The sequence below is a fragment of the Neobacillus sp. DHD-1R genome (assembly GCF_057747995.1).
Genome location: NZ_CM173232.1, coordinates 1,993,185 through 2,016,840, shown reverse-complemented (window position 1 = coordinate 2,016,840; position 23,656 = coordinate 1,993,185). Strand labels below are relative to the sequence as shown.

Below are 23,656 nucleotides of genomic sequence, written 5' to 3'. Positions count from 1 at the left end.
TTCCTCCTTAGGTTTTATCGAAACAGCTGTATAGTTTATTTTGAAAGGGTCGTTTCTTTTTCTTTTAGGTCTGTCTTGATTTCCACGCAGCGTCCTGGGCTCGGGAATAGTTTTCCTGCATTTAACAGATTTTGAGGATTGAACACTTCACGAATATCCGTTTGTGCTTTAATTTCATCATCTGTAAAAACGAAGCGCATTTCTTCTCTTTTCTCAATACCAACGCCATGCTCACCGGTGATTGTTCCTCCTACATCAGCACATACTTGCAGACAGGCACTGCCAACTTCTAATGCCTTTTCACTTTGACCAGGAATTCGAGCATCGAAAAGAACTAACGGGTGAAGGTTCCCGTCTCCTGCATGAAAAATATTCGCTATCCGGAGTCCGGACTCTTCGCTAATTTTATTAATTCTGCTAAGAACTTCCGGCAGCCTGCTTCGAGGAATAACACCGTCTTGTACTAAATAATCCGGAGATATTGCTCCCATTGCACCGAATCCCGTTTTACGGTTTGCCCACCATCTGCCTCGTTCTTCCTCATCCTTTGCTGCCCTGACCTCACGCACGTTTCTTTTTTTACAGACTGCCAAGATTTGATGAATTTGCTCATCCAATCCTGCAGCAATTCCATCCACTTCAATAAGCAGCACTGCTTCAATATCCTTTGGATGTCCCACGGGGAATGCCGCCGCTTCTACACCCTCAATTGCTGTTTTATCCATCATTTCTAGTGCTGCTGGAACAATCCCTGCTGAAATGATATCTGAAACTGCTTGACTGCCGTCCTCCACTTTATCAAAATAAGCTAACACGGTTTTCTTTGCTTCCGGGTTCTTCAGGATTCGAACTGTTATTTTGGTTACGATCCCCAATGTTCCTTCAGACCCTATTAACAATCCAAGCAAATCATATCCAGGCTGGTCGGGAATTCCATTAGCTGCAATTTCCACGATGTCACCATTTGGCAAAACAACCTCTACACCGAGGATATGGTTCGTTGTCACACCATACTTAAGACAATGAGCGCCCCCAGCATTTTCGGCAACATTACCACCAATTGTACAACAATACTGACTTGATGGATCTGGAGCATAATAATAGCCCTTATCAGCAATCGAGTTCGTCAGTTTAAGGTTGACAAATCCAGGTTGAACTACAGCACGTCTATTTTCATAATCTACACTTAACAACCTTTTCATCATGACTAAGCTAATAATTATCTCTCCATTTAAGGGGATAGCCCCACCGCTTAATCCCGTTCCGGCGCCTCTGGCAAGAAAAGACAACTGATTATCGGAACAATATTTAACAAGTGCTGCCACTTCTTCTGTGTTTTTCGGGAACACAACAGCTTTAGGCAAATGCCTATGCAATGTAAAGCCATCACAATCATATGCTAGTAAGTCTTCCTTATGGTAAATGATAGATTGAGCATTCCCTACAATATTTGCGAGATTAATAATATGATGATCCTTTGATTTGATTCCCTTGACCGCCATTATTTTCCCTCCATACTCTCCTCTTTTTGATAGGCCCAATCCAGTAGCTGAATCGTATGAACAATTTTTTGGTTCCTTCCATACTTTTTTACTCCCATTGCCATTTGGAGCATACAACCAGGGTTCCCCATTGAGATCATTTCTACATCTTCAGGAACATTTTCCATTTTTCTTTCAAGCACGGCAGAGGCCATTTCCGGATTCGTAATATTGTAAATTCCCGCACTGCCACAACATCTGTCCGAATTTGCCATATGGACCAACTCCACCCCAGGAATGTCGAGTAGGAGATCCCGAGGTTCCTGGCGAATTCCCTGTCCATGTGCCAAATGGCAAGCATCATGATAGGTGATTCTTGTTTTTAATTCCGCTTTAGGTTTTTCGTAGCCTGTGTCATAAAGGTATTTCGAAATGTCCTCAACCTTTGCCGCAAACTCTTCTGCTTTTTCATGCCATTCAGGGTCTTCTCGAAACAATTCAGGATATTCCTTGAGTGCACACCCACAACCAGCTGCATTGACAATGATCATATCGGAATCTTTAAAAGCTTCGATATTTTGTTTTGCCAGCTTTCTTCCTGTATCACGATCACCAGCATGTACATGCAGTGCTCCGCAGCAAGTTTGATTTTTTGGAATAGCCACATCATTTCCGTTCCGGGTTAACACATTAATAGTCGCCTCATTAATATCACTGAACATAACATCCATGATACAGCCGGTTAAGATAGATACTTCAGTCTTTGTATTACCTTTGGCCTTAATGACTTTTGTATCTTTGTACTTTTTACGAACTGGCTCTTTTATTTCGGGCATGATAGTTTCCATCTCAACTAAATGCTGTGGCATGATATTAATCAACTTTGTTTTTCGGAATACCTTTTGCAAGCCGCTCTTTTGATAGAATCGCAGCAGGTTTCCAAGTGAATTCAGCCGTGTTTGATGAGGAAATAAGCCTTGCAGGAACACTTTGCTTACAGTTCCTTTCAAACCTGTTAATGGCATCGCCTGGCGAATCTGGCCACGGGCTTCTTCAATAAGTCCGCCGACTTCAACATCCGCTGGACATGCGGTTGTACAGGCACGACAGTCAAGACAAGCGAATACCGGATCCATAAAGTGCTTATTGACGGTGAGTTTACCTTCTGCCACCGATTTAATTAAATGAACGCGTCCACGGGGGGAATGCTGTTCCTGTCCTGTAATCTCATAAGTCGGGCATGATTCTAAGCACATTCCACAATGGACACAATCTGCCCATTTGTTTTCATCCGGGTGGTCTTTCAAGAGATAATTACTAAGACCGGTGGTACATGCAGGATCTTTCCTTAGATCTTTTTCATTAATACTCAATTTTAAATTCCTCCAACAAATCGTTTAGGATTAAGAACCCTGTTTGGGTCAATCTTTGATTTGATTCCTTCTAATAGGAAGAAATGCGAAGGCTTTTCACCCCACGTGCTTACATCCTTTCGCAAATCAAAAGGCAAATGCTTGACTATGGCATATCCACCCAGTCTTGTGACGGAGCTTCTAATTTGTTGGATGGCTGAAACGATATCCTTTTTTGCTCCTTTAAGGTTTATTTGACCTAAACCGTGTCCTAATCCACCATGAGCTAAAACTTCTAAATTATGAAAATCGCTTAAAAGATGACTTTCTTTAATTACGTGTGTTACATCCAGATTTATGACGCCAATTTTTAAAGATGCCTCTGTTACATTGCAGCTTTTTGCAGACGAATTCGGGGTAAGGGAATAAAATTGCTCCCAAAAGGAATGTACTTCTTGATTGGCAAGGATTTTTAATTCAGTATGTATGGGCTGAATACCTTGAATAAAATTCTCTTGGTACTGAATAGATGCTTCAACATCCTCTAGTCCAATTGCCAAAGTGAAACAGCTTACGCCTGTCAATTTTTCTGAAAGTTTTGGACTTAGAAGTTCAAGTGTTACTGGCTCCATGGTTGAATCAAGAAGCTGTGTAGTAAACCCTCGAATTTCTTCCATACTTCCCGCTGGGAATGATAATAAAATTAATCTTTCACATTTGGGCAGTGGCCGTAACTTTACAATGACTTCAGATAACACACCCAACGTACCCATTGATCCGATAAATAATTTGTTCATATCATAGCCTGCTACATTTTTCACTACCTTACCACCGGACCGGATTATCTTGCCATCCGGGTATATAATTCTTAGCCCAATAACAACGTCTCTTGAAGATCCATAACCCAGCCGTTTGGGACCACTTTCATTTGATGCTATTATACCGCCAATAGTAGCTGATTCGGGGTGGAAAGGGTCAAGTGAAATTTTTTGCTTATGCTGAGCCAAATAGTCTTGTAGTTCTTTAAACGTTGTCCCAGCTTTTACAGTTAACGTCATGTCGCCCACCACATGTTCCACGATGCCTTTATAGTTAGAAAGAGAGAGTAAAATATCAACTAAATCCAACAAACCGCCATACCCTTTTTTCGTTCCATTGCCTTCAACAGAGACCTTTTTGCCATTTTCATTTGCGTATTTGAGAATAGCGGCTATTTCTTCTTCTGATTGCGGATAAACAATCACTTTTGCATCGTTTCCTAGCGGATGATTTTGCTCTTCTACGGAGATTCTATTCCCTGGTATAATCGCCTCTAATTCAGACAAAAGTTCTGCGGTATCCAATACTATCCCCCCTTTAATGTTCCATCATAATATGGCGCAGCACTTCTTTTTTAGTTTCCGGGTTTAATATTATTTATGAGGATGAAATTTATTTATACTTCAATTATAAAAAATCCATGCTTACTCTATTAAAATTCAGCTGCAGTCTCTATGCGGTCTAATACCATTGGGTAACCCTCACTACCATAATCCAAAAGTTTCTTAATTCTTGTAATTGTAGAGGTTGAGGCACCAGTTTCTACTTGTATGTCCAGGTACGTATCACCTTCTTTTAGCATTCTTGCAACCTCTAGCCTTTGAATAAACGACTTAATCTCATTCATGGTACACAAATCATCAAAGAATGCCATACACTCTTCTTTGGTCTGTAGAGATAGGATTGAATTAAATAGCTGAACAACGGTTCTCTCGGGTAATTTTTTTATATACATTGTCTACCTCCACTTGCATATGGAAATTTTTTTTCGAGTATATATAGAAGAAACTAGGACCATTTTTTCTTCGTCACAAAATTTTACTCCTGTAGTTAAAGTAAGTAGGCAGACTCGTCAATTCAATGGACAGTCTGCCTACTATAATGCATTTGGATTACCCTAATGAAATTGTTCCTAAAAATACACCAATGATGATATAGATAAGCAAAATACCTAGAGACCATTTTGCTGCATGTTTATGGAGATCACCTAATGTGATACCTGTTATGTTGATAAGTAAATAAACAGACGCAACAAGTGGACCCATAATTCCGAATGGAGTGCCATATAAGGAAGCGGTTCCAATTTTTAAAGCATCTATCCCGTAAGTAGAAGCTGTTTCAGCTAAGATTGGCAAAACCCCAAAATAAAACCCATCTGGACCAATTAAGAAAAGGGCAGGCGCACTAAGAATAGCAGTAATTAAAGCCATAAAAGGACCCAAGTTGCTAGGGATAATTGACACCAGCGATTGTGCCATAGACTCTGAAATTGGTGTGCCTTTAAATATCCCTGAGAAAATCCCAGCTGCCAGAACCACCGCAACAACGGCTAAAGCATTAGGTGCATGAGCAGCTAATCGATCACGTTGACCATTTAATTCTGGATAATTAATTAACAGTGCAATAGCGGTTCCGATGATAAACAGTACTGCAGCAGGCAGCCATTCTAGTACAATGGCTATCATTATCACAGTTGATAGAAAAAAGTTAATCCAAATTAATTTTGGCCGTTTCAGGATTTGGCTTTCTGGTCCAATGTTCTCAATTGTTCCGCTTTCAATTGCGGCTTCTACTATCCCTGCATCAGGAATAGAAAGTGATCCACTGCTTTCCTTTTTATATCTTGCTCGTTCTTTCAAACCGATAAAATAAGCAACAGAGATAACGAACAGCAAACTTACAATCATCCCTGGCAGCATTTTAAGATATAAATCAGTTGGATTAAGATGTAGTACACTTGCTACCCTTCCTGCAGGGCCTCCCCAAGGAACAAGAGTTGTGATTCCTATTTGCATGATTGTAATCGATGCCAAAATAATAGGACTGATTCCAAGTTTTTTATAAAGCGGAAGCAGAGCCGTAACAACAATCATCATGGTCGTTGATCCATCCCCGTCAAATCCTATTAATCCTGCTAATACAGCAGTTCCGACAATTATCTTTAATGGATCTCCTTTAGCTAACTTGATGATCTTTGAGGTTAGTGGATCAAATAACCCTGTGTCTAGCATGATACCAAAATACAAAATGGCAAATAATAATAGAACGGCAGTAGGTGATACTTTTAGAATCCCATCCATCATCAACGTGCCTATTTTTGGTCCGAATCCCCCAATTAAACCAAAAATGATAGGTACTAATGTTAGGCCCAGAAACGGAGATGTACGTTTTGTCAAAATCAAAAACAAAAAGGTGAAAATCATGGCAAATCCTAAAATAGACAACATAAACTTTATTCCTCCCCAATGTTCGTTATTGGTGTGGGATCAATGGTGTCTTTAATTGCAACAGTCGCTTTGTCACTAGTAGTTATAGAATGACTTTTAACACTTCATTTATTTCATAGATATACATAAATCAAGCTGTTTCAATAATATATACTACTTTTGCTTACATAGTTTATTACCAATTATCTCTTCATTATGTTGTCCGAGTTTAGGACCAATCCATTCAATGGTGCCAGGAGTTTCAGATAATTTTGGGACTATACCTGGAACTAGTACCTGCTCTCCATCAGGAAGCGTAACCGTTTGAAGCATATCGCGCGCTTGGAACTGCTCATCATTAACAATTTCTTCAATACTATAGATAGGACCTACAGGCACACCAGCTTCATCAAGGATTCTTTGCACCTCCTTTTGTGTATGTCTCCTTGTCCATTCCTCTATGATTTGATCGAGGTATTCTGAATGCTTTGCTCTTCCTTGGTTATTTGCATACTCAGAATTTTCCGCAAAATCTTGTCGTCCAATAGCAATCGCAAAGCGTTTGAAAATGCTATCACTATTTGCTGCAATCACGATATATTTTCCGTCCGAACATAGATACGTATTAGATGGGGCAATTCCTTCTAAGGTAGCTCCCGTCCTTTCTCTTACAATACCTTTCATATCATATTCCGGGAGGACTCCCTCAAGCAAAGAGAAAACAGACTCAGTAAGTGCAACGTCTACAAACTGTCCTCTTTTCAATGGATCCATATCTCTTGCTCTTAATGCCAGTAAAGTGCCATTAACAGCATAAAGACCTGCAATAGAATCACCAACAGCTAACCCAACACGAACTGGAGGCCGATCAGGAAATCCAGTCAAATATCTAAGACCGCCCATGGATTCTGCAACACTGCCAAAACCAGCTTTGTCTCGGTAAGGTCCTGTTTGACCATAACCAGAGATACGGGTCATAATAATACTTGGGTTTATATTCTTTAAATCCTCATAACCGATTCCCCATCTTTCTAACGTTCCGGGACGAAAATTTTCAATAACAACATCTGCTTCTTTTGCTAATTCTCGCACCATATTCTGGCCTTCTACTTCGCGAAGGTTAAGTGTTATCGATTTTTTATTTCGAGCATGTACATACCACCACAGTGATGTTCCTTTATGCATAACACGCCAATTTCGTAAGGAATCACCACTCTTTGGATCCTCTACTTTAATCACCTCTGCACCAAATTCACCAAAAATCTTTCCGGCAAACGGAGCTGCTACGAAATTCCCTAATTCTAATACTTTAATTCCATCTAATGGTTTTCTCATTGACTCTCTCCTTTCCCATAATTAGGTGAGTTGTTTACGTTCAAGATATCTTTGAATAGAAAAATATTTTGAATATTCAGTTTTTGTATACCGATTTTAATATAGATGATTTTCAGTATGACTAACATTGTACGGTTTTTGTTAACACCTTAGCATCCCTTAACAATTGGGGAAATGAACAATCTAATTCCTTTAAGATATCAAGATTCAATCCAGTTTGCATATTTTGTTGTTCTAAAAATTCTGCAACACTGCTCGCCTTGATATTACCAGGAGACCCAGGGGCATAGGGACATCCTCCTAGTCCTGCTTGGGCGACATCCACTAAATAGACACCCGCCTGGATACCAGCCATTACATTAGCCAATCCGTACCCGTACGTGTCATGGAGATGAAGCCCAATAGGGGTGTCTGGAAACTTCTCAGCTAAACGACTGATATATTCATATACTTGTCTCGGTGTCGCTTTTCCAATGGTATCTCCCAAGCCTAGTTCATTAACTCCTTGGTTGACGAGGTACTCGGCAACTCTCTCCACTTCCGAGTAAGGTACAATTCCATCAAATGGACAAACAAATGCAGTAGCAATCGCACCAATAGTTTTTCTTTCCTTTTTATTTGTTTCTTCAATTAATTCTTTTATTTCTAGTAAAGATTCATCTGTACTTTTATTTAAGTTTGCTTTGTTATGTTTTGTGCTTGCAGAAAGGAAAAAAAGGGCGTTATGGATCTTTGATGTTAGGAATCTATCTAATCCCCTTTTATTAGGTACTAACGCGTCATATTCTACTCCTTCAACCATTGGTAGATTATTTGATAGTTCATCTGCATCCTTCAAGGCAGGAACCCACTTGGGATGGACAAAGGAAGTGACTTCCAAGCGATCAAATCCTGCTGAAATTAAATGATTTATTTTGTTTATCTTTTCTTTAGTGTCTACAAATACTGGTTCATTTTGCAACCCATCTCTCAATGTAACATCACGAATTTTAATCCTTTGAGGAAAAATCACTGATAAAACCACTCCAATTCTCAAATTGTTTAATTAATTAAGTTTCGCTTTCTATATTTTTTAAATCTGAGTACATCGAGGTATAAAATTGATAATCACGTTGAATATGAGCCTTCATTAACTCCTCTGCTGCTTTTCCATCCCTATTTTGAAGAGCCAGCCATACAGCTTGATGTTCTTTTGCTCCCTCTTCCAATCGCATTGGAATATTTATTACAGCATTACGATAAAAAGTTATTAATGAATAAAGCTGATTCATCATTTTCAGCAAGTATGGATTTCCACTTGCCTCTACAATTAGGAAGTGAAATTGAGTGCTTAGATTCTTTAATTTGCTAAGATCTTTCTTTTCAACCATTAAGTTCATATCAACCACTAAATTTGATAAATGATTACGTTGCTTCTCATTCATACGTAAAGCAGCATAATATGCACCTGTTGGCTCCATACTCAACCTGCATTCGAAAAGATATTTAAAATCCGAAATGGTTGGCCGGAAAACTCTTACACCGCCTCTCGGACTGACGGAAACTAATCCATCGCTGTTTAGCCGGCGAATCGCTTCACGAATCGGACTTCTACTAATTCCTGTTTCCTTTGAAATTTTCTCCTCAACAATTCGTTGTCCAGGCGGTATGTTGCCGCTTACAATTTTTTCATGTAAATATTCATAAACCTGTACTTGAAGAGTTTGGGACTGTAGCATTTTCGATTTCATCCTAACACATCCATAGTCGCAATTTTCTGTTTTTGTATACAAGAATATATATTTTCTTGGTCCAACCTAATCTTATACAATTTGTTGAGTTTGACTATTGTGGATAAATTTAAAATAGCCAAATATTTGCATGTTTTTTCGGATATATACCCCCTTATTCTACTGTGCTAATAGTGTTAATACAAGAAAAAATAAAATCATTTCTGATTTTTCTAAATTTTATAATCAATTTTCTAAAAGGGCAATCCTATACTTCAAAGTATTATCACTTTAAAACAATTACAATTCACAGTGTTAAAGTAAATGACTTCTAAAAACAATACCTTTCTTCTTCTGTTTTCAAAAGAGTTATCTATCCATGTCTAATTTAATCATTCTATATTTTCCCTTTTTATCAATATCAATTTCAAATAAACCTTTCTTGGACAAAAAGATTGAATAAGCAGTTTGACTTACCTTTTTATTGTTTATTTGACGGATTGCTAAAAAAAATTTATGGATGTAATAATTTATATTTTTCCTAGAAATATCGACTTCGTTTAGTAAAAAGCTCCGTAGAGTCATCATTTCTGTATTTGGAAACGTTTTATAAAAAAAATCAAGAGGGTTACTTTTTTGGAAGAAATCATCTGAAGAGAAATAAGTAACGCGGGGCATGTCGTTTGCATCAAAACCAGCCAAAATATAGACAGTTGTATAATCTTGGTCAGGATATGTTTTTCTGAACAATTCCAAAGAAGTACTAAATAATTTTTGAGTATGTGTTTCGATATCGTCCAGGGAACTTGTTCTTAGAGCGAATTTTTTAAGTTCTTCTAAAGGTATATCAATGATATTTTTAACACCAGCAAACGCAAAAATGACATTTTGATTTAACACTATTATTTTTTTTTCATCATCACTAAAATTAGCTGTTCCTCTATAGGTAATTCTTTTATCAGCCATTATTAACACACCATCTTCAAACTTCTTACCAATCAATGCGGTCATCAGTTTTACTCCTTCAGAATCAAAGAATGCCCTACTTTGGATTCATAGCAGGGCTTTTTTTTATTATAGCATAACCAAGTTTATTCTGAAGCGTTATGGATTCTTGGTACTACCAGACTTATGGTTAGATACTATCTATATCAAACTATTGATTTCTTTTTTACACAGCTCCTTGTTTTGTCCCATGTACATATTGATCAATTTTTTGATAAAGGCTTTCGGGTTCGTCTGTAACTAAATTTTTACCATTCACAAGTGCAAATGGTTCCATTAAGCATTGTCCACAATATAATAAGCATCTTTCTTCAATTACCTCCAAATCTTCGCGCTCCCTTAATTTTTCTTTTGTGGTTTCCAATTCGTCTTCGAAATTGCAAGGACAGAATTTCACTTTAATATTCATTCTTATCACCCCTTTGAATTTTATTGTCAACATTTTAAGTGAATATTGAAAATACATGCAAGAATACACCTAAACGCAAACTAGCTTTAACGCATTAATGCCGCACGGAAAAAACGCGTTAAAACCTAGGTTTGCACGCTCATTTTTAATATATTATGATGATTGACATTACAGGAATTGAATTTAGAAAATTCTGTTTGTTTATAAAATCAAACAAAGGAGCTGGAAAATATGGCTGAAAAAATGATTAATTCTACTACAACAAAAAAAGAGGAAATATTTCCTGTCAAAAATGTACATTACGTAGAAATTTATACTGGAAATGCAAAGCAAGCGGCCTATTATTATGCAAAAGCTTATGGTTTCAAGCTGGTGGCTTATAAAGGACTAGAAACTGGTTCTAGGGACCGAGTATCTTACGTAATGGAACAGGGGGCCATCCGATTAATTCTAACTGGTACATTATCAGATAGTACTGACATAGCTGCATTTATTAAAACTCATGGTGAAGGTGTTAAAGATATTGCCCTTTTTGTACAAGATTTAGAAAAAACCTATGCGGGTGCGATAGAACGCGGAGGTATTTCCATTCGGGATCCATGGGTTGAAGAAGATCAAAATGGCAAAGTGAAAAAAGCTATCCTCGGAACATACGGCGATACGATTCATACGCTTGTTGAACCGCTTGATTATAAAGGTGCATTTATGCCAGGGTTTGAAGCTCGTGAGGACATCTTAGGTGCAAACCCTACAGGCTTAATTGGTGTCGATCACCTTGTTGGTAATGTAGAGGTAATGGAAGAATGGGTAAGCTATTATGAAAAAGTATTCGGCTTTACTGTTCTTAAACACTTTGATGACGAAGACATTTCTACAGAATACTCTGCACTTATGTCCAAGGTGATGATGAATGGAACGGGACGCATTAAGTTCCCAATTAATGAGCCTGCTGAAGGAAAACGCAAATCTCAGATTCAAGAATACCTAGATTACTATAATGGACCAGGTGTTCAACATCTTGCCCTTTTAACTAACGATATTATTGGTACAGTGGCTGCACTAAAAGAAAATGGTGTTGAGTTTTTGTCTACTCCTAATACTTACTATGAAGATTTAGCAAAACGTGTAGGTGATATTGATGAAGATATAAAAAGACTACAGGAACTTAATATTCTTGTCGATCGTGATGATGAAGGTTATTTGCTTCAAATCTTTACAAAACCACTCGTTGACCGACCAACAATGTTTATTGAAATTATTCAACGTAAAGGGGCACTTGGTTTCGGTGATGGAAACTTTAAAGCATTATTTGAATCGATTGAACGTGAACAGGAGCTCAGAGGAAATATTTAATATTACCCGGTCATACCAGTGAGATATACGGTATGACCTCCTTTTCAAGGAGGTGTTTGGTTATTGTTAACAAAAGTAAATGTGATGTGGAAAGTGGATGCGGTCAGTCATTTCATGACAGAACTCATTGATTATGCTGGAATTTTTCCGCCAGCTGCCCTATCTCTTCAAGAAGCAATCTTCAATTTTAATTCATATATACATGGTTCTGATAGCTGGATGCTTGGTCCGTTTGTTATTCCTGCTTCCCGTTTAAGCGAACTAATTCCTTTTAGAGCTCAATTTAATGAACAATATCCCCTTCGTTTATCTATTATTCTTACAAAATCTGGAGACATCGAAACAGATATGGAGGCTATTCAACTTTTTTCGGAAACCTATAAAACAGCTGGCACGATAGAAGCTATTGAAGTCCCTCCACAATCACAATTTAATCCTGCTACTTTTGAGAAACTTGATAAACTGAACGAGGGGTACCGAATTTTTTGTGAAATCGACGGAACAATTGATCAACTACTAGCCACTTTGGATTCTCTTAAGATGATTAATCAAAGATCTTTTAGACCTGTGGGAATCAAATTACGTATGGGTGGTATTACAGCAGACTTGTTTCCCACTGCGGATAAAGCAGCGTTCGTCATCCATGAATGCCAAAAACGAGGTCTTGCCCTTAAATTTACTGCAGGTCTTCATCATCCGATTCGTCGGTATCGAAAAGAGGTGGAAACATCTATGCACGGTTTCGTTAATGTATTTACCGCTTCTATTATGGCCTATTGCCATTCAATTACGAATGAAACCATTAAAGCGATATTACTTGACGAAGATCCGGCAAATTTTTCATTTACAACAAACACGCTCGCCTGGCGCAATTTAGCAGTCAATTCCGCTGATATAAATGAGGCACGCAATATTTTTGCCCTTTCATACGGGAGTTGCAGCTTTGATGAGCCACGAGAAGAACTAGGGGAACTGAAAATATTTCATGGGAGGCAATGATATGAAACATTCCTTTATCAAAACTAAATTAGACTCACATTTTCCGATACAAAACTTACCGTACGGCATTTTTCAAAAAAAAGGTGAATCCCCTCGTGTTGGTACTGCGATTGGCGATTATGTTCTTGATTTATTAGTAATTGATGAAGCCGGATTATTAAATGGAACAGGTGCGGAACAAAAGAATATCTTTTCTGTTTCTACACTGAATCCATTTATGGCACTTGGACGTAAAGTCTGGTCTGCTGTACGAACGAAACTTCAGTACCTCTTGGATGCAAATACAGCTGATTTACGTGATAACGATGAGCTTCGTTCAAAAGCATTTCATTTAATGACCGATGTAGACATGCTTCTATCGGCGGACATTGGAGACTATACAGATTTCTATGCCTCGAAAGAGCATGCAACCAATGTAGGAACAATTTTTAGAGGAAAGGATAACGCACTCATGCCAAATTGGACACACTTGCCGATTGGATATCATGGGCGAACTAGTTCCATTGTACCAAGTGGAACCCCGGTTCGACGTCCACTCGGTCAGCGAAAACCAATAGATACAGAGTATCCAATTTTCGGACCTTCTACTCAACTTGATTTTGAGCTTGAAGTTGGTTGGTTTATTGGACCAGGCAACCCGCTTGGTGAACCTATTCCCATCAATCAGGCTGAAGATCATGTTTTTGGTCTCGTCCTTGTAAATGACTGGAGTGCGCGTGATATTCAAGCATGGGAATACCAACCGCTTGGCCCTTTCCTCGCCAAAAATTTTGCCACTTCCATCTCACCCTGGGTTGTGCCACTTGAAGCTTTAGAACCTTTTCGCAAAGCTGGACCAAAGCAGGAACCAGAGCCGTTTCCTTACCTCCAGCAAGCAAAAGATGGGTCATTTAATATTAATCTAGAAGTTTATTTGACTCCTGAAAGTTCTGAGATAGAAACGAGAATTACCAAAACCAACTTTAACTATTTGTATTGGTCAATTGCTCAACAATTGGCACATCATACCATAACGGGATGTAACATACGCCCAGGCGATATGCAAGCATCAGGCACAATAAGCGGTCCAGATAGAGAAGAACGTGGCAGCCTTCTAGAACTTGCCTGGCGCGGCTCACAACCGGTACCGCTTAAAGACGGTGGTGTACGCTGCTGGATCGAAGATGGAGATACAATAACGATCAGTGGCTGGTGCCAGGGAGATGGTTATCGAATTGGTTTTGGTGAAGTAAACGGTAAAATATTGCCTGCTCTTTCGGAAGCTAATATATTAGCTAATCAAACACCTCTAAAAATCTAAAATCCTATTATTAATTCAATAAAAGAAAAAAAGGAGTTTATACAATGACCTATTATGTAAAAATGGGCCGTATTCCCCACAAACGTCATACACAGTTTCGTCAAGAAGACGGAAGCCTTTATTATGAGCAATTGATGGGTACGAAAGGTTTCTCAAGTATCCAATCACTTATTTATCATATCAATCCGCCAACACAAGTAAAAAAGGCAGAAAAAATTGGTGATGTTCGTTATGAGTTTGAAGAAAAAGGCGCATTAAGACACCGTCATTTTCGGACATGGAATACAGAATCAGGCGGGGATTTTCTTGCAGCACGCAAAATTTTCCTGGCAAACGATGATGTAGCGCTTGGCGTAGCACGTCCTAATAAACAGATGGATTATTTTTATCGCAATGGTGAAGGCGATGAATTGTTATTTGTTCATGAAGGAACTGGTAAAGTAGAAAGCATTTTTGGCGAATTGAGTTTTGGGCCTGGAGACTACCTGGTTATTCCGATTGGCACAACCTATCGTGTTGTTTTGGAATCTGAAGAAGCTCGCTTTTTTATTGTAGAATCAAATTCATCCATTTTAACACCAAAGCGCTATCGAAATGAATTTGGACAGCTTCTTGAGCATTCACCTTTTTGCGAGCGTGATATCCGTACTCCAGAAAGATTGGAGCCGAAAAATGAAAAGGGTGAATTTGAAATCCGAGTACGGGCACAAGGAATGCTTACTTCCTATACGTATGATTTTCATCCGCTTGATGCGGTGGGATGGGATGGATTCCTTTACCCTTATGCATTCAGCATTCATGATTTCGAACCCATTACAGGTCGCGTTCATCAGCCGCCACCAGTCCATCAAACATTTGAGGCACATAATTATGTTATTTGTTCATTTGTACCACGGTTATATGACTACCATCCTGACGCTATCCCTGCTCCTTATGTTCACAGTAATGTGGACAGTGACGAGGTCCTCTATTATGTTGATGGGGACTTTATGAGCCGCCGTGGAATTGAAGAAGGTTCAATTACCCTTCATCCGAGCGGTCTACCGCATGGACCACATCCTGGCAAGATTGAAGCAAGTATTGGCAAAAAAGAAACTCAGGAACTTGCGGTCATGGTCGATACATTCCAACCGCTCTATATCGTAAAGGCTGCTCATGATATCGAAGTTGAGGAATATATGAGCAGTTGGCTGGAAAAATAATTACCAAAAATCGCTAATGCTCGATTGACCCCATAAAAGGAGCGATCCTCTCTCATAATAGATTGATTCCTTACCTTAACCTTAAATAAGCCCTAGCAAGTTTTTTCACCTGCTAGGGCTTTTTTTTATAATTTTTTATATTATTACAACCTAAACAAAAAAAAACATTTAATATACATTCAACATAAGCACTCAACAAAACTGCATTGAATAACTTTTATTTTTGTAGATTTTTCCTCATAAGAGATGCCACTTGTATGTTATCCTGTTTAGAAGTGTTTTCTAGGTTCTTAATAATTAACTCTTGTCGTTCCACAGGATGATTTTGACTTAATTTAGCCTTTGCTTCAATTTTTGTGATGTTTATTCTAAATGCTACAATTCCTTTACTCATGCCTTCGATAAAACTAGGGTCTACATCACTTAAATTGTATGGACTATCCGGATTTTCATATTTATTTACTAAGTCATTTAATGAATCGAATATCACTTTTTCATCTTCAATAATCTCTATCTTCCCATATAAATGAATGGACACATAATTCCAAGTAGGCACTGCTTTCATTGTTTCGTACCAAGAAGGTGAAATATAACAGTGTGGACCTTGGAAAACCACAAGAACTTGTTGGTTTTCAGCATCCTTCCATTGTTCGTTCGGATGAGCAAAATGACCATATAAAGCATTTTCAGATCTATTTAAGATCAGTGGAAGATGAGTAGCGTAGGGTTCTCCGTTATGCTGTGAAAATAAAGTTGCAAAGCCGTACTTTTCGATAAAGTCATAAATAATATTTTCATCATCGATTTTAAAATGTTTAGGTATATACATAATGATTCCACCTTTCAAAAAAAGTTATATGAGTGTTTTGGTCATTATTAAGTCCATTTGTTCTTCATCACCCATATAAAAAGAATGGGCTCCAGTTTGAACAAACCCCATTTTCTTATAAAAAGCAATAGCATTTTCATTTTTTTCCCAAACGCCTAGCCAGATTTTCTGTTTATTACGTTCCAGCGCAATTTCAATAGCTTTATTTAGCAGATATTTACCAAGCCCATGTTTTTGAAATTTGTGATTTATATAAATCCTCTCGATTTCAAGTGATTCATCACCCATTTCTTCAGACTGAGCATCATTGGTATTAACCTTTAAATATCCAGCGACTTCATTATTAAAATAAACAAAAAAGAATTGCGAAGAAACATTGGATAATTCTTTTTCTAATTGTTCTAAGTTAAATGCCCTTTCCAGGTACGCATTCATATTTTCGGGTGAGTTCTGATGCTTAAATGTCTCATTAAATGTTTCATAACTAATTTCTTGAAGTATGCGTAAATCTTCAAGTGTGCATTTTTTTAGATTTATAGTCATTTTTATATATCGCTCCTTTTATATAATTAATAATTTCTTTTGTTTCCCTTTTTTACAAATTCCCAGTCTATTTCAATATTTTTTCGAACTCTTTGAAGAAGATTAAAAATGGTTTCTACTTCTGTTTCGGAAAATCCAGCTAATGCGACAAGATTGGAATAATCATTTTCTCGTCTTATAAAAGGATAAACATTTTTCCCTTGCTCCGTTGGAAAGAGCTTTTTTATTTTTTTGTTATGTTGATCGTCTTTCTTTTCAATAAAGCCATTCATTTCAAGTTTTTTTATAGCACGAGCTGCTGTTGTTCGGTCTACTTTTATCATTTCAGCTAACTTTTCTTGAATGATTCCGGGATTTTCACATATTCGCACAAGGTACAAATACTGCCCTTTTGTAAGGTCATATTCTCTAAATTCTATATTACTTATAGAATCTAATGCCCTTGCTATCATTCCAATTTCACGAAGAATTTCCTTCATAATTAACTCCTTAGTAGATATTTTAGTTGCAAATACAATAAAAATGGAATATTTTAAATTTAATCTTTTTTTGTTGTATTTGCAACAAAAAATAATGTTTTTGGTGAAGAAATGACGAATGAGAACGTCTCTTACTACCTTGATCGATCATGATGATCGGTCATGATGAAAATATAAGATAGCAAGTGAAAGAAAATGTAAAGATATATCAAAAATAATTTTTGACAATTTTGTGAACAAAGTGAATAATATAAGTAAAGGGGGATGACAGTTATGAAATCTAAAGAAAAACTACTTAATGCAGTGAAGTATGTTGGGGGAACATTTCTTATTATTGGCTTAATCTCATTCTTAATTGGTTTTTTCGGAAACGGTTCCATTCTTTTAATAGGCAGTGGAATTGGGGCAGCAGTAGGGGCAGTATTTATCTTTATTATGGGAGTATTTTTCGTTTTAACAGAAGAAATGACTGAAAAATCTTTTAAAGGGATTCCAATATCACATATTAAACGCAAAAAAGGAGCGCCATTGTAAGCGCTCCTTTTTCTATAATCTTAGTTGAAAACATTTAAATTTCGAGAAATATTCAGCTACATATTCCAAATCATTGTTAGCAAGGTACCAAAGACAGTAACTAGTGCAATGACTATTGCATAGTAAAGAGTCGTATAAATGGCCCCTTTATCCTTCGTTTCACCAGCGTGCATAAATACAACAAGCTGAACGCCCGCTTGTATGAACGCAGTTAACAAAAGAATCGTCATTCCTGCTGTGAAGGACATGTCTAAAAAGTAAACAGCTAAAGCAATCATGGTAAGCAGCAGGGAAGATACAAATCCGAGAACCTGTTTCATCGGGAATAATTCTTTCATCTTACATCATTCCTTTCAGATAGATGAAGCTGAAAATGAAAATCCAAACCACATCCAAGAAATGCCAATAAAGAGAGAAAATAAAAGATTTATTGGCTGTTTCAGGAGTTAATCCCCGCTTTTTCACTTGCATTAGGATAAATAATCCCCAGAAAAAACCAAATGTAACGTGGGCACCGTGTGTTCCTAAAGTTGTTAAAAGGATCGCTGTAAAAGCGCTCGTTTGTAATGCTGCCCCTTCGTGTACGTACGTAATAAATTCAAAGATTTCAAAACTTAAAAATCCTAGTCCAAGTAAAAGGGTAATCGCAAAGAAGGTCATTGTCGCCTTCTTGTTGCCAATCCGCATGGCATGAATGCCAAGTCCGATTGTAAAACTACTTGTTAATAGTAGAATAGTTTCAATAAGGACTGGTGTGATTTGAAACAATTCTGCACCTGTTGGACCATTACCTGTCCGATTCACTAATGTGAAAAAGGACGAGAAAAGCGTTGCAAACAGCAGGATTTCGGCTCCTAGGAAAATCCAGAAACCTAAAATATTTGTTTTATTTTGTTCTGTACTATATTCAAGTGGCAGCGAGTGATCTATTTTCATTATTTCGCACCTCGCAATTTTGTTTCAGTTTCTTCAATCTCTTCGACAGAGATGTAGCGGCCATGATCTTTTTCGAATGAACGATAAGCCATACAACCAAAGATTCCTAGAGTTGCTAAAATTAATAGCGGCCAAATAGCAAATACAAACGCGAAGCCCCAGACGAAGAAGATACCTCCAAGGCTCACTGGTAACCCGCTATTATTCGGCATATGAATTTTTTCATATTCACCTTTAAATAATACATGTCCATTTTTCTTTGCATCCCAGAATGCTTGAGAAGATTTAACTTGTGGCGTAATCGCAAAGTTATATTCTGGTACAGGACTGTGTGTAGCCCATTCAAGAGAACGTGCATCCCAAGGGTCAGCACTAATATTTCTCGAAGCATAACGAACACTATAATAAATGTTATACACAATTAAGGCAAAACCTACTGCCATAATTGCCGCTCCGCCAAATGAAACCATATTCAATGGTCCAAAACCAGTCGATTCAGAGTATGTGTACATACGACGAGCTTGACCATCTAAACCTGTAATATACATTGGGAAGAAGGCTAACACGAAACCAATTGACAGTAACCATGCGGTCCATTTACCAATCTTCTCATTTAACATAAAACCAAACATCTTTGGCCAGTAATAGGTAAGACCTGCTAGCATAGCAAATACGACCCCAGGAATAATCACGTTATGGAAATGCGCAACTAAGAACATCGTATTATGATATTGGTAGTCTGCCGCTGACATCGCAAGCATAACCCCTGTTACCCCGCCAATTGTAAATAACGGGATGAAAAGCAAGGAGTATAACATAGGAGTGGTAATGGTAATTTTCCCTTTCCATAGCGTAAACAGCCAGTTAAAGATCTTAACCCCTGTAGGAACAGCAATTGCCATTGTTGTAATCGAGAAAATACTGTTTGTTAATGCACCCTGCCCCATAGTAAAGAAATGGTGAACCCAAACTAAGAAGGAAAGCAGCGATATAACGACCATTGATGCCACCATTGATTTGTATCCATAGAGATTTCGGCGTGCAAAGGTTGAAATGACTTCACTATAAATACCGAATGCTGGCATAATAAGGATATATACTTCAGGATGTCCCCAAACCCAGAACAAGTTAGCCCAAAGCATATCCATACCACCATTTGTCGTGGTAAAGAAGTTTGTTCCAAATAGTCGGTCCATTGTTCCCATCGCTAGAGCTACTGTTAAAACAGGGAACGCGAATACAATAATGACGTTAGCAACAAGAGAAGACCATGTAAACATTGGCATCTTCATTAATGTCATCCCTGGTGCCCTCATTCTAAGGATGGTCGTGATAAAGTTAATCCCTGTCATCAATGTACCCAGCCCCGCTATTTGAAGGGCAATCATATAATAGTTGGTACCAACAGATTCGCTGAATTCAGTACCGGCAAGCGGGAAGTAGGAAGTCCAGCCTGCATCTGGTGACCCGCCAATAACAAAGGAAATGTTAAATAACATTGCGCCAGCAAAGAATAACCAGAAACTGATTGCGTTTAATCGTGGAAAGGCTACATCTCGAGCTCCAATTTGTAAAGGAACAACGACATTCATTAAGGCCATAATAAATGGCATCGCCATAAACATGATCATTACGACACCGTGTGTTGAAAAGATTTCATTATAATGCTGTGCATCTAACAACTTGTTATCAGGTACAGCAAGCTGAGCACGCAGCATAATCGCATCTACGCCTCCGCGGAATAACATCAATAATGCGGAAACTAAATACATAATTCCGATTCGTTTGTGGTCAACTGTTGTTAACCATTCCCGCCAAAGATAGCCCCATTTTTTAAAATAAGTCAAGCCTGCGATAATCGCAATAACAGCAAGACCAATGGCAACCATTGATGCATATATAGCAGGTTCTGGATTTGGTACTGCAAATCTATCAAAGAAATCCATAGGTTGGTGACTCCTTTCATCATTTAAAAAATAGAACATACTAGTTTACTATTATTTGTGATCCATGTGATCCATATCGTCCATATTCATATTCTCATCCATGTGATCCATATCCATATTCTTATCCATATTTTCCATATTGGCATGACCTTCTGGTGGAGGTGAGAATTTCAAATGTGTACCTGTATAGGTGGAACGTCCAAGGTGACCTGGTTTTAATAACTCATCGAATTTTTCTTCCGTAAGAGGTTTCGCTGTTTCTTTTACTTCTTTCACCCAGTCATCAAATTTTTCTTCACTCATTGATTCGACTGGGAAAGTATTTTCAGCAGTACCTTTACCACTAAAGTTTACATTCCGACCCATCAATTCCCCTGGAGAGTCTGCTACTAAATGTAATGTATTAACCATGTCTGACATCGCATATTTTTGTCCGCCAAGCTGGGGAATCCAAAAACTAGTGATTGGTCCATATGAATACAGTTTAAATTCAATCGGACGGTTTGTTGGAATATACAAGTAGTTCACTGTTTCAATATTTTCTTCTGGGTAGCTGAAATGCCATTTCCAGTTAGATGAAGACGCATAAATAACCAAAGGCTTTTGATCTTCATATCCCTTTGGTGTTGCTTCCACTTTATAGTTTGATTGAACAGACATAAAGGAAAGAACTGCGACAATTATTATTGGAATCCCCACACAAATCGCTTCCACGAGAGGACTGCCTTCAATATGTGGAGGCTCATAATCTTTACTTTGTTTAGAAGCACGGTATTTAACTAACACAAAGATTAAAATAGCAAAAACAACAAGAACAATAAACGCCATTATTACAATTGAAATTATAATGTCATTAGCTTGTGTTTGCGCTTGAGGTCCTTTAGGATCTAAAACTAATAATGGCTCACAACCAGTTAGCAATGTGAAAATCGTGAAAATTAATGTTAATAAAGCCCATTTCATTTTCATAGGGGTGCCCCTTTCTATTTTTATCCCAAACGTTTTGTATGAATAATTGGGTATGTAGTGATATAAATCACACTCAAGTAAACCCATTTTATAATCATTCTTAAAAAAAGAAAAGGGAATGTGAAATATGTCACAAAATGTTCATAATCACATTTCCAGTACTGGAAGACTGTGCTAATCATTAGCTTTTTCAAAAAAGTTTTACTATTATAAGTAGGTTAGGAGAATATAATTCTACTTTTTCAAACAATCTAAAATAATCCCCCCTGGCAGTTGCCATTCAATTGCTTCGTTCCCCAGGTGATTTTATGTTTATCCTTAATATTTTTTTTTCACAAGGTGCCCTTCTCATAGAAGAATACATTAACAAATACAATGGAAAACGAATCTCACTAAAAGAAGAATGAAAATTTGACAACTAACTCTATTCTCGATATTTTTATCTCGAATTAAAGATAAATTATTCTGAGATACTATTAGTTTTTGATTCTTAGAAATACAAGAACATAGTTCAAAAATTGAACAAAAAGAAATATAAAATAGAAGGAATAAAAATACACAAAAAACTGTGTATGATGACCATACACAGTTTTTTGATTTCAGACGGTGAAGTTAAGAAACGGTCATATGTTAGCAAATATGCCGGTTGCTCTTGCAACTAATTCGTTTTGGTCATTGTAAATGTTACAGTCGACGTGGTTGAAAGTTCTTCCCTTTTTAATTAGGTGTGCGTCTGCTGTTATAAAGTCACCCTTTGCACCTTTTAGATAGGTTGTTTTTAGGTCGACTGTTACGACGGATTGAATAGTGTTTTGCTCTTCTACTAAGGCATTACATGTATTTCCCATAGCTAGGTCAGCTAACAAGCTAATTATCCCTCCTTGAACATACCCTACTGTATTCAACAGTAGTGGCTGAACAGGCAAGATTACTTTCAAATTGGTATCACTTATTTTTTCGTATTTGCAATTGAGTAAATGGTCAAATGCGTTTTTAATATACTTTGTTTCCAGCTGTATCACCTCAAAATACAATGCTAAAAAAGTTTGAAATCAAATACAAAAAAATCTACCTTTTTCTACTATTCGCCCAAGAAGGACAAAACGGATAATTTGTCCCCGTGTGGTGATGAGTGGGACCAAGGTGCCACCAATGCTAATTTTTAATACTCATAAAATCCACGGCCGGTTTTTCTGCCGTAGTGTCCTGCCCGAACCAGTTTTCGTAATAGTGTGGCAGGTCGGTATTTGGAGTCAGCTGTTTCTCCATAGAGAGTTTCCATTACCATCAGCATTACGTCCAGACCAATCATATCAGCCAGCGCTAAGGGTCCAATCGGATGATTGGCTCCCAATTTCATACCAAGATCAATATCTTCCCTTGTTGCAACGCCTTCTTGAAGGACAAATATAGCCTCGTTTATCATTGGCGCCAGTATTCTATTTACTGCAAACAATGGCGCTTCATTAACGGTTATTGATTTTTTCCCAAAGCTCTCACACAAATCTTTGGCAATTATATAGGTTTCATCCGAGGTATCATTGCCACGGATAATTTCGACTAATTCCATCAGTGGCACAGGGTTAAAAAAGTGAGTTCCGATGACACGATCAGCCCGTTTTGTAGCAGAAGCCATCTCTGTAATACTTAAACCGGATGTATTAGAGCAAAAAATTGCTTCTGCTTTGCATATTTGATCAATATTCCGATACAATTCTTTCTTTTTCTCCATGTTCTCGATGATAACCTCAAAAACTAAATCAGCGTCCTTCAAATCTTCCAATCTAGTAGTGACTGTAAACCGATTTAAAATGGTTTCAACTGAGTCGTTTAATTTCCCCTTAGAAGAGAGCTTTTCTAAGCTTTTTCCAATAATGCCTAAACTTCTGGTTAAAAAGTCCTCTTGGATATCCGATAATATGACTTGGAAACCTGCGCATGCAGCAACCTGAGCAATACCAGACCCCATGCTCCCGGCTCCAATTACACCAATTGTTTTGATTGTCATGTTACAACCTCCCAAAATTTCA

At 37.7% G+C, this 23,656-nt stretch carries 24 protein-coding genes; 5 read left to right on the top strand and 19 right to left on the bottom strand.

Annotated elements, in window-relative coordinates:
* Positions 1-35: 35 nt before the first annotated feature.
* The 10 genes from AC3ANL_RS09715 to AC3ANL_RS09670 all read right to left on the bottom strand — a co-directional run bounded on the left by AC3ANL_RS09715 (position 36) and on the right by AC3ANL_RS09670 (position 10,536).
* Positions 36-1,502 (bottom strand): FAD-linked oxidase C-terminal domain-containing protein, encoded by a 1,467-nt coding sequence (locus AC3ANL_RS09715; protein WP_488329006.1) that lies wholly within the window; start codon positions 1,500-1,502, stop codon positions 36-38.
* Positions 1,502-2,854, bottom strand: a complete 1,353-nt coding sequence (locus tag AC3ANL_RS09710; protein WP_488329005.1) for a (Fe-S)-binding protein — start codon at positions 2,852-2,854, stop codon at positions 1,502-1,504. Before AC3ANL_RS09710 ends, AC3ANL_RS09715 begins: the two co-directional genes overlap by 1 nt.
* 2 nt (positions 2,855-2,856) lie before the next feature.
* Entirely contained in the window at positions 2,857-4,176 is a 1,320-nt protein-coding gene (locus AC3ANL_RS09705) for an FAD-binding oxidoreductase (protein WP_488329004.1), read from the bottom strand.
* A 128-nt stretch (positions 4,177-4,304) separates the two neighbouring features.
* Entirely contained in the window at positions 4,305-4,607 is a 303-nt protein-coding gene (locus AC3ANL_RS09700) for a YerC/YecD family TrpR-related protein (protein ID WP_488329003.1), read from the bottom strand.
* Positions 4,608-4,764: 157 nt separating this feature from the next.
* The gene (locus tag AC3ANL_RS09695; protein ID WP_488329002.1) at positions 4,765-6,099 is read right to left on the bottom strand and encodes a CitMHS family transporter; all 1,335 of its coding nucleotides are present in this window, start codon (positions 6,097-6,099) and stop codon (positions 4,765-4,767) included.
* A gap of 153 nt (positions 6,100-6,252) precedes the next feature.
* A complete protein-coding gene (locus tag AC3ANL_RS09690; protein ID WP_488329001.1) occupies positions 6,253-7,413 on the bottom strand; it encodes a CaiB/BaiF CoA transferase family protein in 1,161 nt (386 codons plus the stop codon).
* 121 nt (positions 7,414-7,534) lie between these two features.
* A complete protein-coding gene (locus tag AC3ANL_RS09685; RefSeq protein WP_488329000.1) occupies positions 7,535-8,425 on the bottom strand; it encodes a hydroxymethylglutaryl-CoA lyase in 891 nt (296 codons plus the stop codon).
* 37 nt (positions 8,426-8,462) lie between these two features.
* A complete protein-coding gene (locus AC3ANL_RS09680; RefSeq protein WP_488328999.1) occupies positions 8,463-9,143 on the bottom strand; it encodes a GntR family transcriptional regulator in 681 nt (226 codons plus the stop codon).
* A gap of 348 nt (positions 9,144-9,491) precedes the next feature.
* Positions 9,492-10,133, bottom strand: a complete 642-nt coding sequence (locus AC3ANL_RS09675; RefSeq protein ID WP_488328998.1) for a hypothetical protein — start codon at positions 10,131-10,133, stop codon at positions 9,492-9,494.
* Between the two features lie 160 nt (positions 10,134-10,293).
* On the bottom strand, positions 10,294-10,536 hold the full coding sequence (locus AC3ANL_RS09670; RefSeq protein ID WP_488328997.1) for a DUF1450 domain-containing protein: 243 nt from the start codon (positions 10,534-10,536) through the stop codon (positions 10,294-10,296).
* A 231-nt stretch (positions 10,537-10,767) separates the two neighbouring features.
* Here AC3ANL_RS09670 and hppD point away from each other — a divergent pair, with 231 nt between their 5' ends.
* The 4 genes from hppD (at position 10,768) to AC3ANL_RS09650 (ending at position 15,390) form a co-directional block, all read left to right on the top strand.
* Complete coding sequence (hppD, locus tag AC3ANL_RS09665; RefSeq protein WP_488328996.1) at positions 10,768-11,889, top strand: 4-hydroxyphenylpyruvate dioxygenase; 1,122 nt, start codon at positions 10,768-10,770, stop codon at positions 11,887-11,889.
* 63 nt (positions 11,890-11,952) lie between these two features.
* Positions 11,953-12,888 carry a hypothetical protein gene (locus AC3ANL_RS09660; protein ID WP_488328995.1) on the top strand — a complete coding sequence of 312 codons (936 nt, stop codon included), beginning with the start codon at positions 11,953-11,955 and terminating at the stop codon, positions 12,886-12,888.
* A 1-nt stretch (position 12,889) separates the two neighbouring features.
* Positions 12,890-14,188, top strand: coding sequence for a fumarylacetoacetase (gene fahA / locus AC3ANL_RS09655; RefSeq protein ID WP_488328994.1), 1,299 nt, complete (start codon positions 12,890-12,892; stop codon positions 14,186-14,188).
* Positions 14,189-14,232: 44 nt separating this feature from the next.
* Positions 14,233-15,390: a homogentisate 1,2-dioxygenase gene (locus AC3ANL_RS09650; RefSeq protein ID WP_488328993.1), complete on the top strand. Its 1,158-nt coding sequence runs from the start codon at positions 14,233-14,235 to the stop codon at positions 15,388-15,390.
* A 217-nt stretch (positions 15,391-15,607) separates the two neighbouring features.
* On the opposite strand, the gene AC3ANL_RS09645 is transcribed toward AC3ANL_RS09650, so the two are convergent.
* Genes AC3ANL_RS09645 through AC3ANL_RS09635 form a run of 3 tightly spaced genes read right to left on the bottom strand, consistent with a single transcriptional unit; the run spans position 15,608 to position 17,241 of the window.
* The gene (locus AC3ANL_RS09645; protein ID WP_488328992.1) at positions 15,608-16,219 is read right to left on the bottom strand and encodes an FMN-binding negative transcriptional regulator; all 612 of its coding nucleotides are present in this window, start codon (positions 16,217-16,219) and stop codon (positions 15,608-15,610) included.
* Positions 16,220-16,243: 24 nt separating this feature from the next.
* Complete coding sequence (gene paiA / locus AC3ANL_RS09640; protein WP_488328991.1) at positions 16,244-16,762, bottom strand: spermidine/spermine N(1)-acetyltransferase; 519 nt, start codon at positions 16,760-16,762, stop codon at positions 16,244-16,246.
* A gap of 26 nt (positions 16,763-16,788) precedes the next feature.
* Entirely contained in the window at positions 16,789-17,241 is a 453-nt protein-coding gene (locus AC3ANL_RS09635; RefSeq protein ID WP_488328990.1) for a MarR family winged helix-turn-helix transcriptional regulator, read from the bottom strand.
* A 273-nt stretch (positions 17,242-17,514) separates the two neighbouring features.
* Here AC3ANL_RS09635 and AC3ANL_RS09630 point away from each other — a divergent pair, with 273 nt between their 5' ends.
* Positions 17,515-17,775: a hypothetical protein gene (locus AC3ANL_RS09630; protein ID WP_488328989.1), complete on the top strand. Its 261-nt coding sequence runs from the start codon at positions 17,515-17,517 to the stop codon at positions 17,773-17,775.
* Between the two features lie 56 nt (positions 17,776-17,831).
* On the opposite strand, the gene qoxD is transcribed toward AC3ANL_RS09630, so the two are convergent.
* From qoxD to AC3ANL_RS09600, 6 genes are all read right to left on the bottom strand, one after another.
* On the bottom strand, positions 17,832-18,113 hold the full coding sequence (qoxD, locus tag AC3ANL_RS09625) for a cytochrome aa3 quinol oxidase subunit IV (RefSeq protein WP_488328988.1): 282 nt from the start codon (positions 18,111-18,113) through the stop codon (positions 17,832-17,834).
* 1 nt (position 18,114) lies between these two features.
* Positions 18,115-18,711 (bottom strand): cytochrome aa3 quinol oxidase subunit III, encoded by a 597-nt coding sequence (gene qoxC, locus AC3ANL_RS09620; RefSeq protein WP_488328987.1) that lies wholly within the window; start codon positions 18,709-18,711, stop codon positions 18,115-18,117.
* The gene (gene qoxB, locus AC3ANL_RS09615; protein WP_488328986.1) at positions 18,711-20,657 is read right to left on the bottom strand and encodes a cytochrome aa3 quinol oxidase subunit I; all 1,947 of its coding nucleotides are present in this window, start codon (positions 20,655-20,657) and stop codon (positions 18,711-18,713) included. The genes qoxC and qoxB overlap by 1 nt, the downstream gene beginning before the upstream one ends.
* A 51-nt stretch (positions 20,658-20,708) precedes the next feature.
* Positions 20,709-21,626 (bottom strand): cytochrome aa3 quinol oxidase subunit II, encoded by a 918-nt coding sequence (gene qoxA, locus AC3ANL_RS09610; protein WP_488328985.1) that lies wholly within the window; start codon positions 21,624-21,626, stop codon positions 20,709-20,711.
* A gap of 623 nt (positions 21,627-22,249) precedes the next feature.
* A complete protein-coding gene (locus tag AC3ANL_RS09605; RefSeq protein ID WP_488328984.1) occupies positions 22,250-22,564 on the bottom strand; it encodes a PaaI family thioesterase in 315 nt (104 codons plus the stop codon).
* A 224-nt stretch (positions 22,565-22,788) separates the two neighbouring features.
* Positions 22,789-23,634 carry a 3-hydroxybutyryl-CoA dehydrogenase gene (locus AC3ANL_RS09600; RefSeq protein ID WP_488328983.1) on the bottom strand — a complete coding sequence of 282 codons (846 nt, stop codon included), beginning with the start codon at positions 23,632-23,634 and terminating at the stop codon, positions 22,789-22,791.
* Positions 23,635-23,656: the final 22 nt, after the last annotated feature.

Excerpts from the sequence above, each read along its gene's own strand:
- AC3ANL_RS09645 (WP_488328992.1), bottom strand. The coding sequence starts at position 16,219 with ATGTATATACCTAAACATTTTAAAATCGATGATGAAAATATTATTTAT.
- AC3ANL_RS09630 (WP_488328989.1), top strand. The coding sequence starts at position 17,515 with ATGAAATCTAAAGAAAAACTACTTAATGCAGTGAAGTATGTTGGGGGA.
- AC3ANL_RS09635 (WP_488328990.1), bottom strand. The coding sequence starts at position 17,241 with ATGAAGGAAATTCTTCGTGAAATTGGAATGATAGCAAGGGCATTAGAT.
- AC3ANL_RS09650 (WP_488328993.1), top strand. The coding sequence starts at position 14,233 with ATGACCTATTATGTAAAAATGGGCCGTATTCCCCACAAACGTCATACA.
- AC3ANL_RS09715 (WP_488329006.1), bottom strand. The coding sequence starts at position 1,502 with ATGGCGGTCAAGGGAATCAAATCAAAGGATCATCATATTATTAATCTC.
- AC3ANL_RS09670 (WP_488328997.1), bottom strand. The coding sequence starts at position 10,536 with ATGAATATTAAAGTGAAATTCTGTCCTTGCAATTTCGAAGACGAATTG.
- paiA (WP_488328991.1), bottom strand. The coding sequence starts at position 16,762 with ATGACTATAAATCTAAAAAAATGCACACTTGAAGATTTACGCATACTT.
- fahA (WP_488328994.1), top strand. The coding sequence starts at position 12,890 with ATGAAACATTCCTTTATCAAAACTAAATTAGACTCACATTTTCCGATA.
- AC3ANL_RS09680 (WP_488328999.1), bottom strand. The coding sequence starts at position 9,143 with ATGAAATCGAAAATGCTACAGTCCCAAACTCTTCAAGTACAGGTTTAT.
- qoxC (WP_488328987.1), bottom strand. The coding sequence starts at position 18,711 with ATGAAAATAGATCACTCGCTGCCACTTGAATATAGTACAGAACAAAAT.
- qoxA (WP_488328985.1), bottom strand. The coding sequence starts at position 21,626 with ATGAAAATGAAATGGGCTTTATTAACATTAATTTTCACGATTTTCACA.
- AC3ANL_RS09700 (WP_488329003.1), bottom strand. The coding sequence starts at position 4,607 with ATGTATATAAAAAAATTACCCGAGAGAACCGTTGTTCAGCTATTTAAT.
- qoxB (WP_488328986.1), bottom strand. The coding sequence starts at position 20,657 with ATGGATTTCTTTGATAGATTTGCAGTACCAAATCCAGAACCTGCTATA.
- qoxD (WP_488328988.1), bottom strand. The coding sequence starts at position 18,113 with ATGAAAGAATTATTCCCGATGAAACAGGTTCTCGGATTTGTATCTTCC.
- hppD (WP_488328996.1), top strand. The coding sequence starts at position 10,768 with ATGGCTGAAAAAATGATTAATTCTACTACAACAAAAAAAGAGGAAATA.
- AC3ANL_RS09690 (WP_488329001.1), bottom strand. The coding sequence starts at position 7,413 with ATGAGAAAACCATTAGATGGAATTAAAGTATTAGAATTAGGGAATTTC.
- AC3ANL_RS09695 (WP_488329002.1), bottom strand. The coding sequence starts at position 6,099 with ATGTTGTCTATTTTAGGATTTGCCATGATTTTCACCTTTTTGTTTTTG.
- AC3ANL_RS09675 (WP_488328998.1), bottom strand. The coding sequence starts at position 10,133 with ATGACCGCATTGATTGGTAAGAAGTTTGAAGATGGTGTGTTAATAATG.
- AC3ANL_RS09600 (WP_488328983.1), bottom strand. The coding sequence starts at position 23,634 with ATGACAATCAAAACAATTGGTGTAATTGGAGCCGGGAGCATGGGGTCT.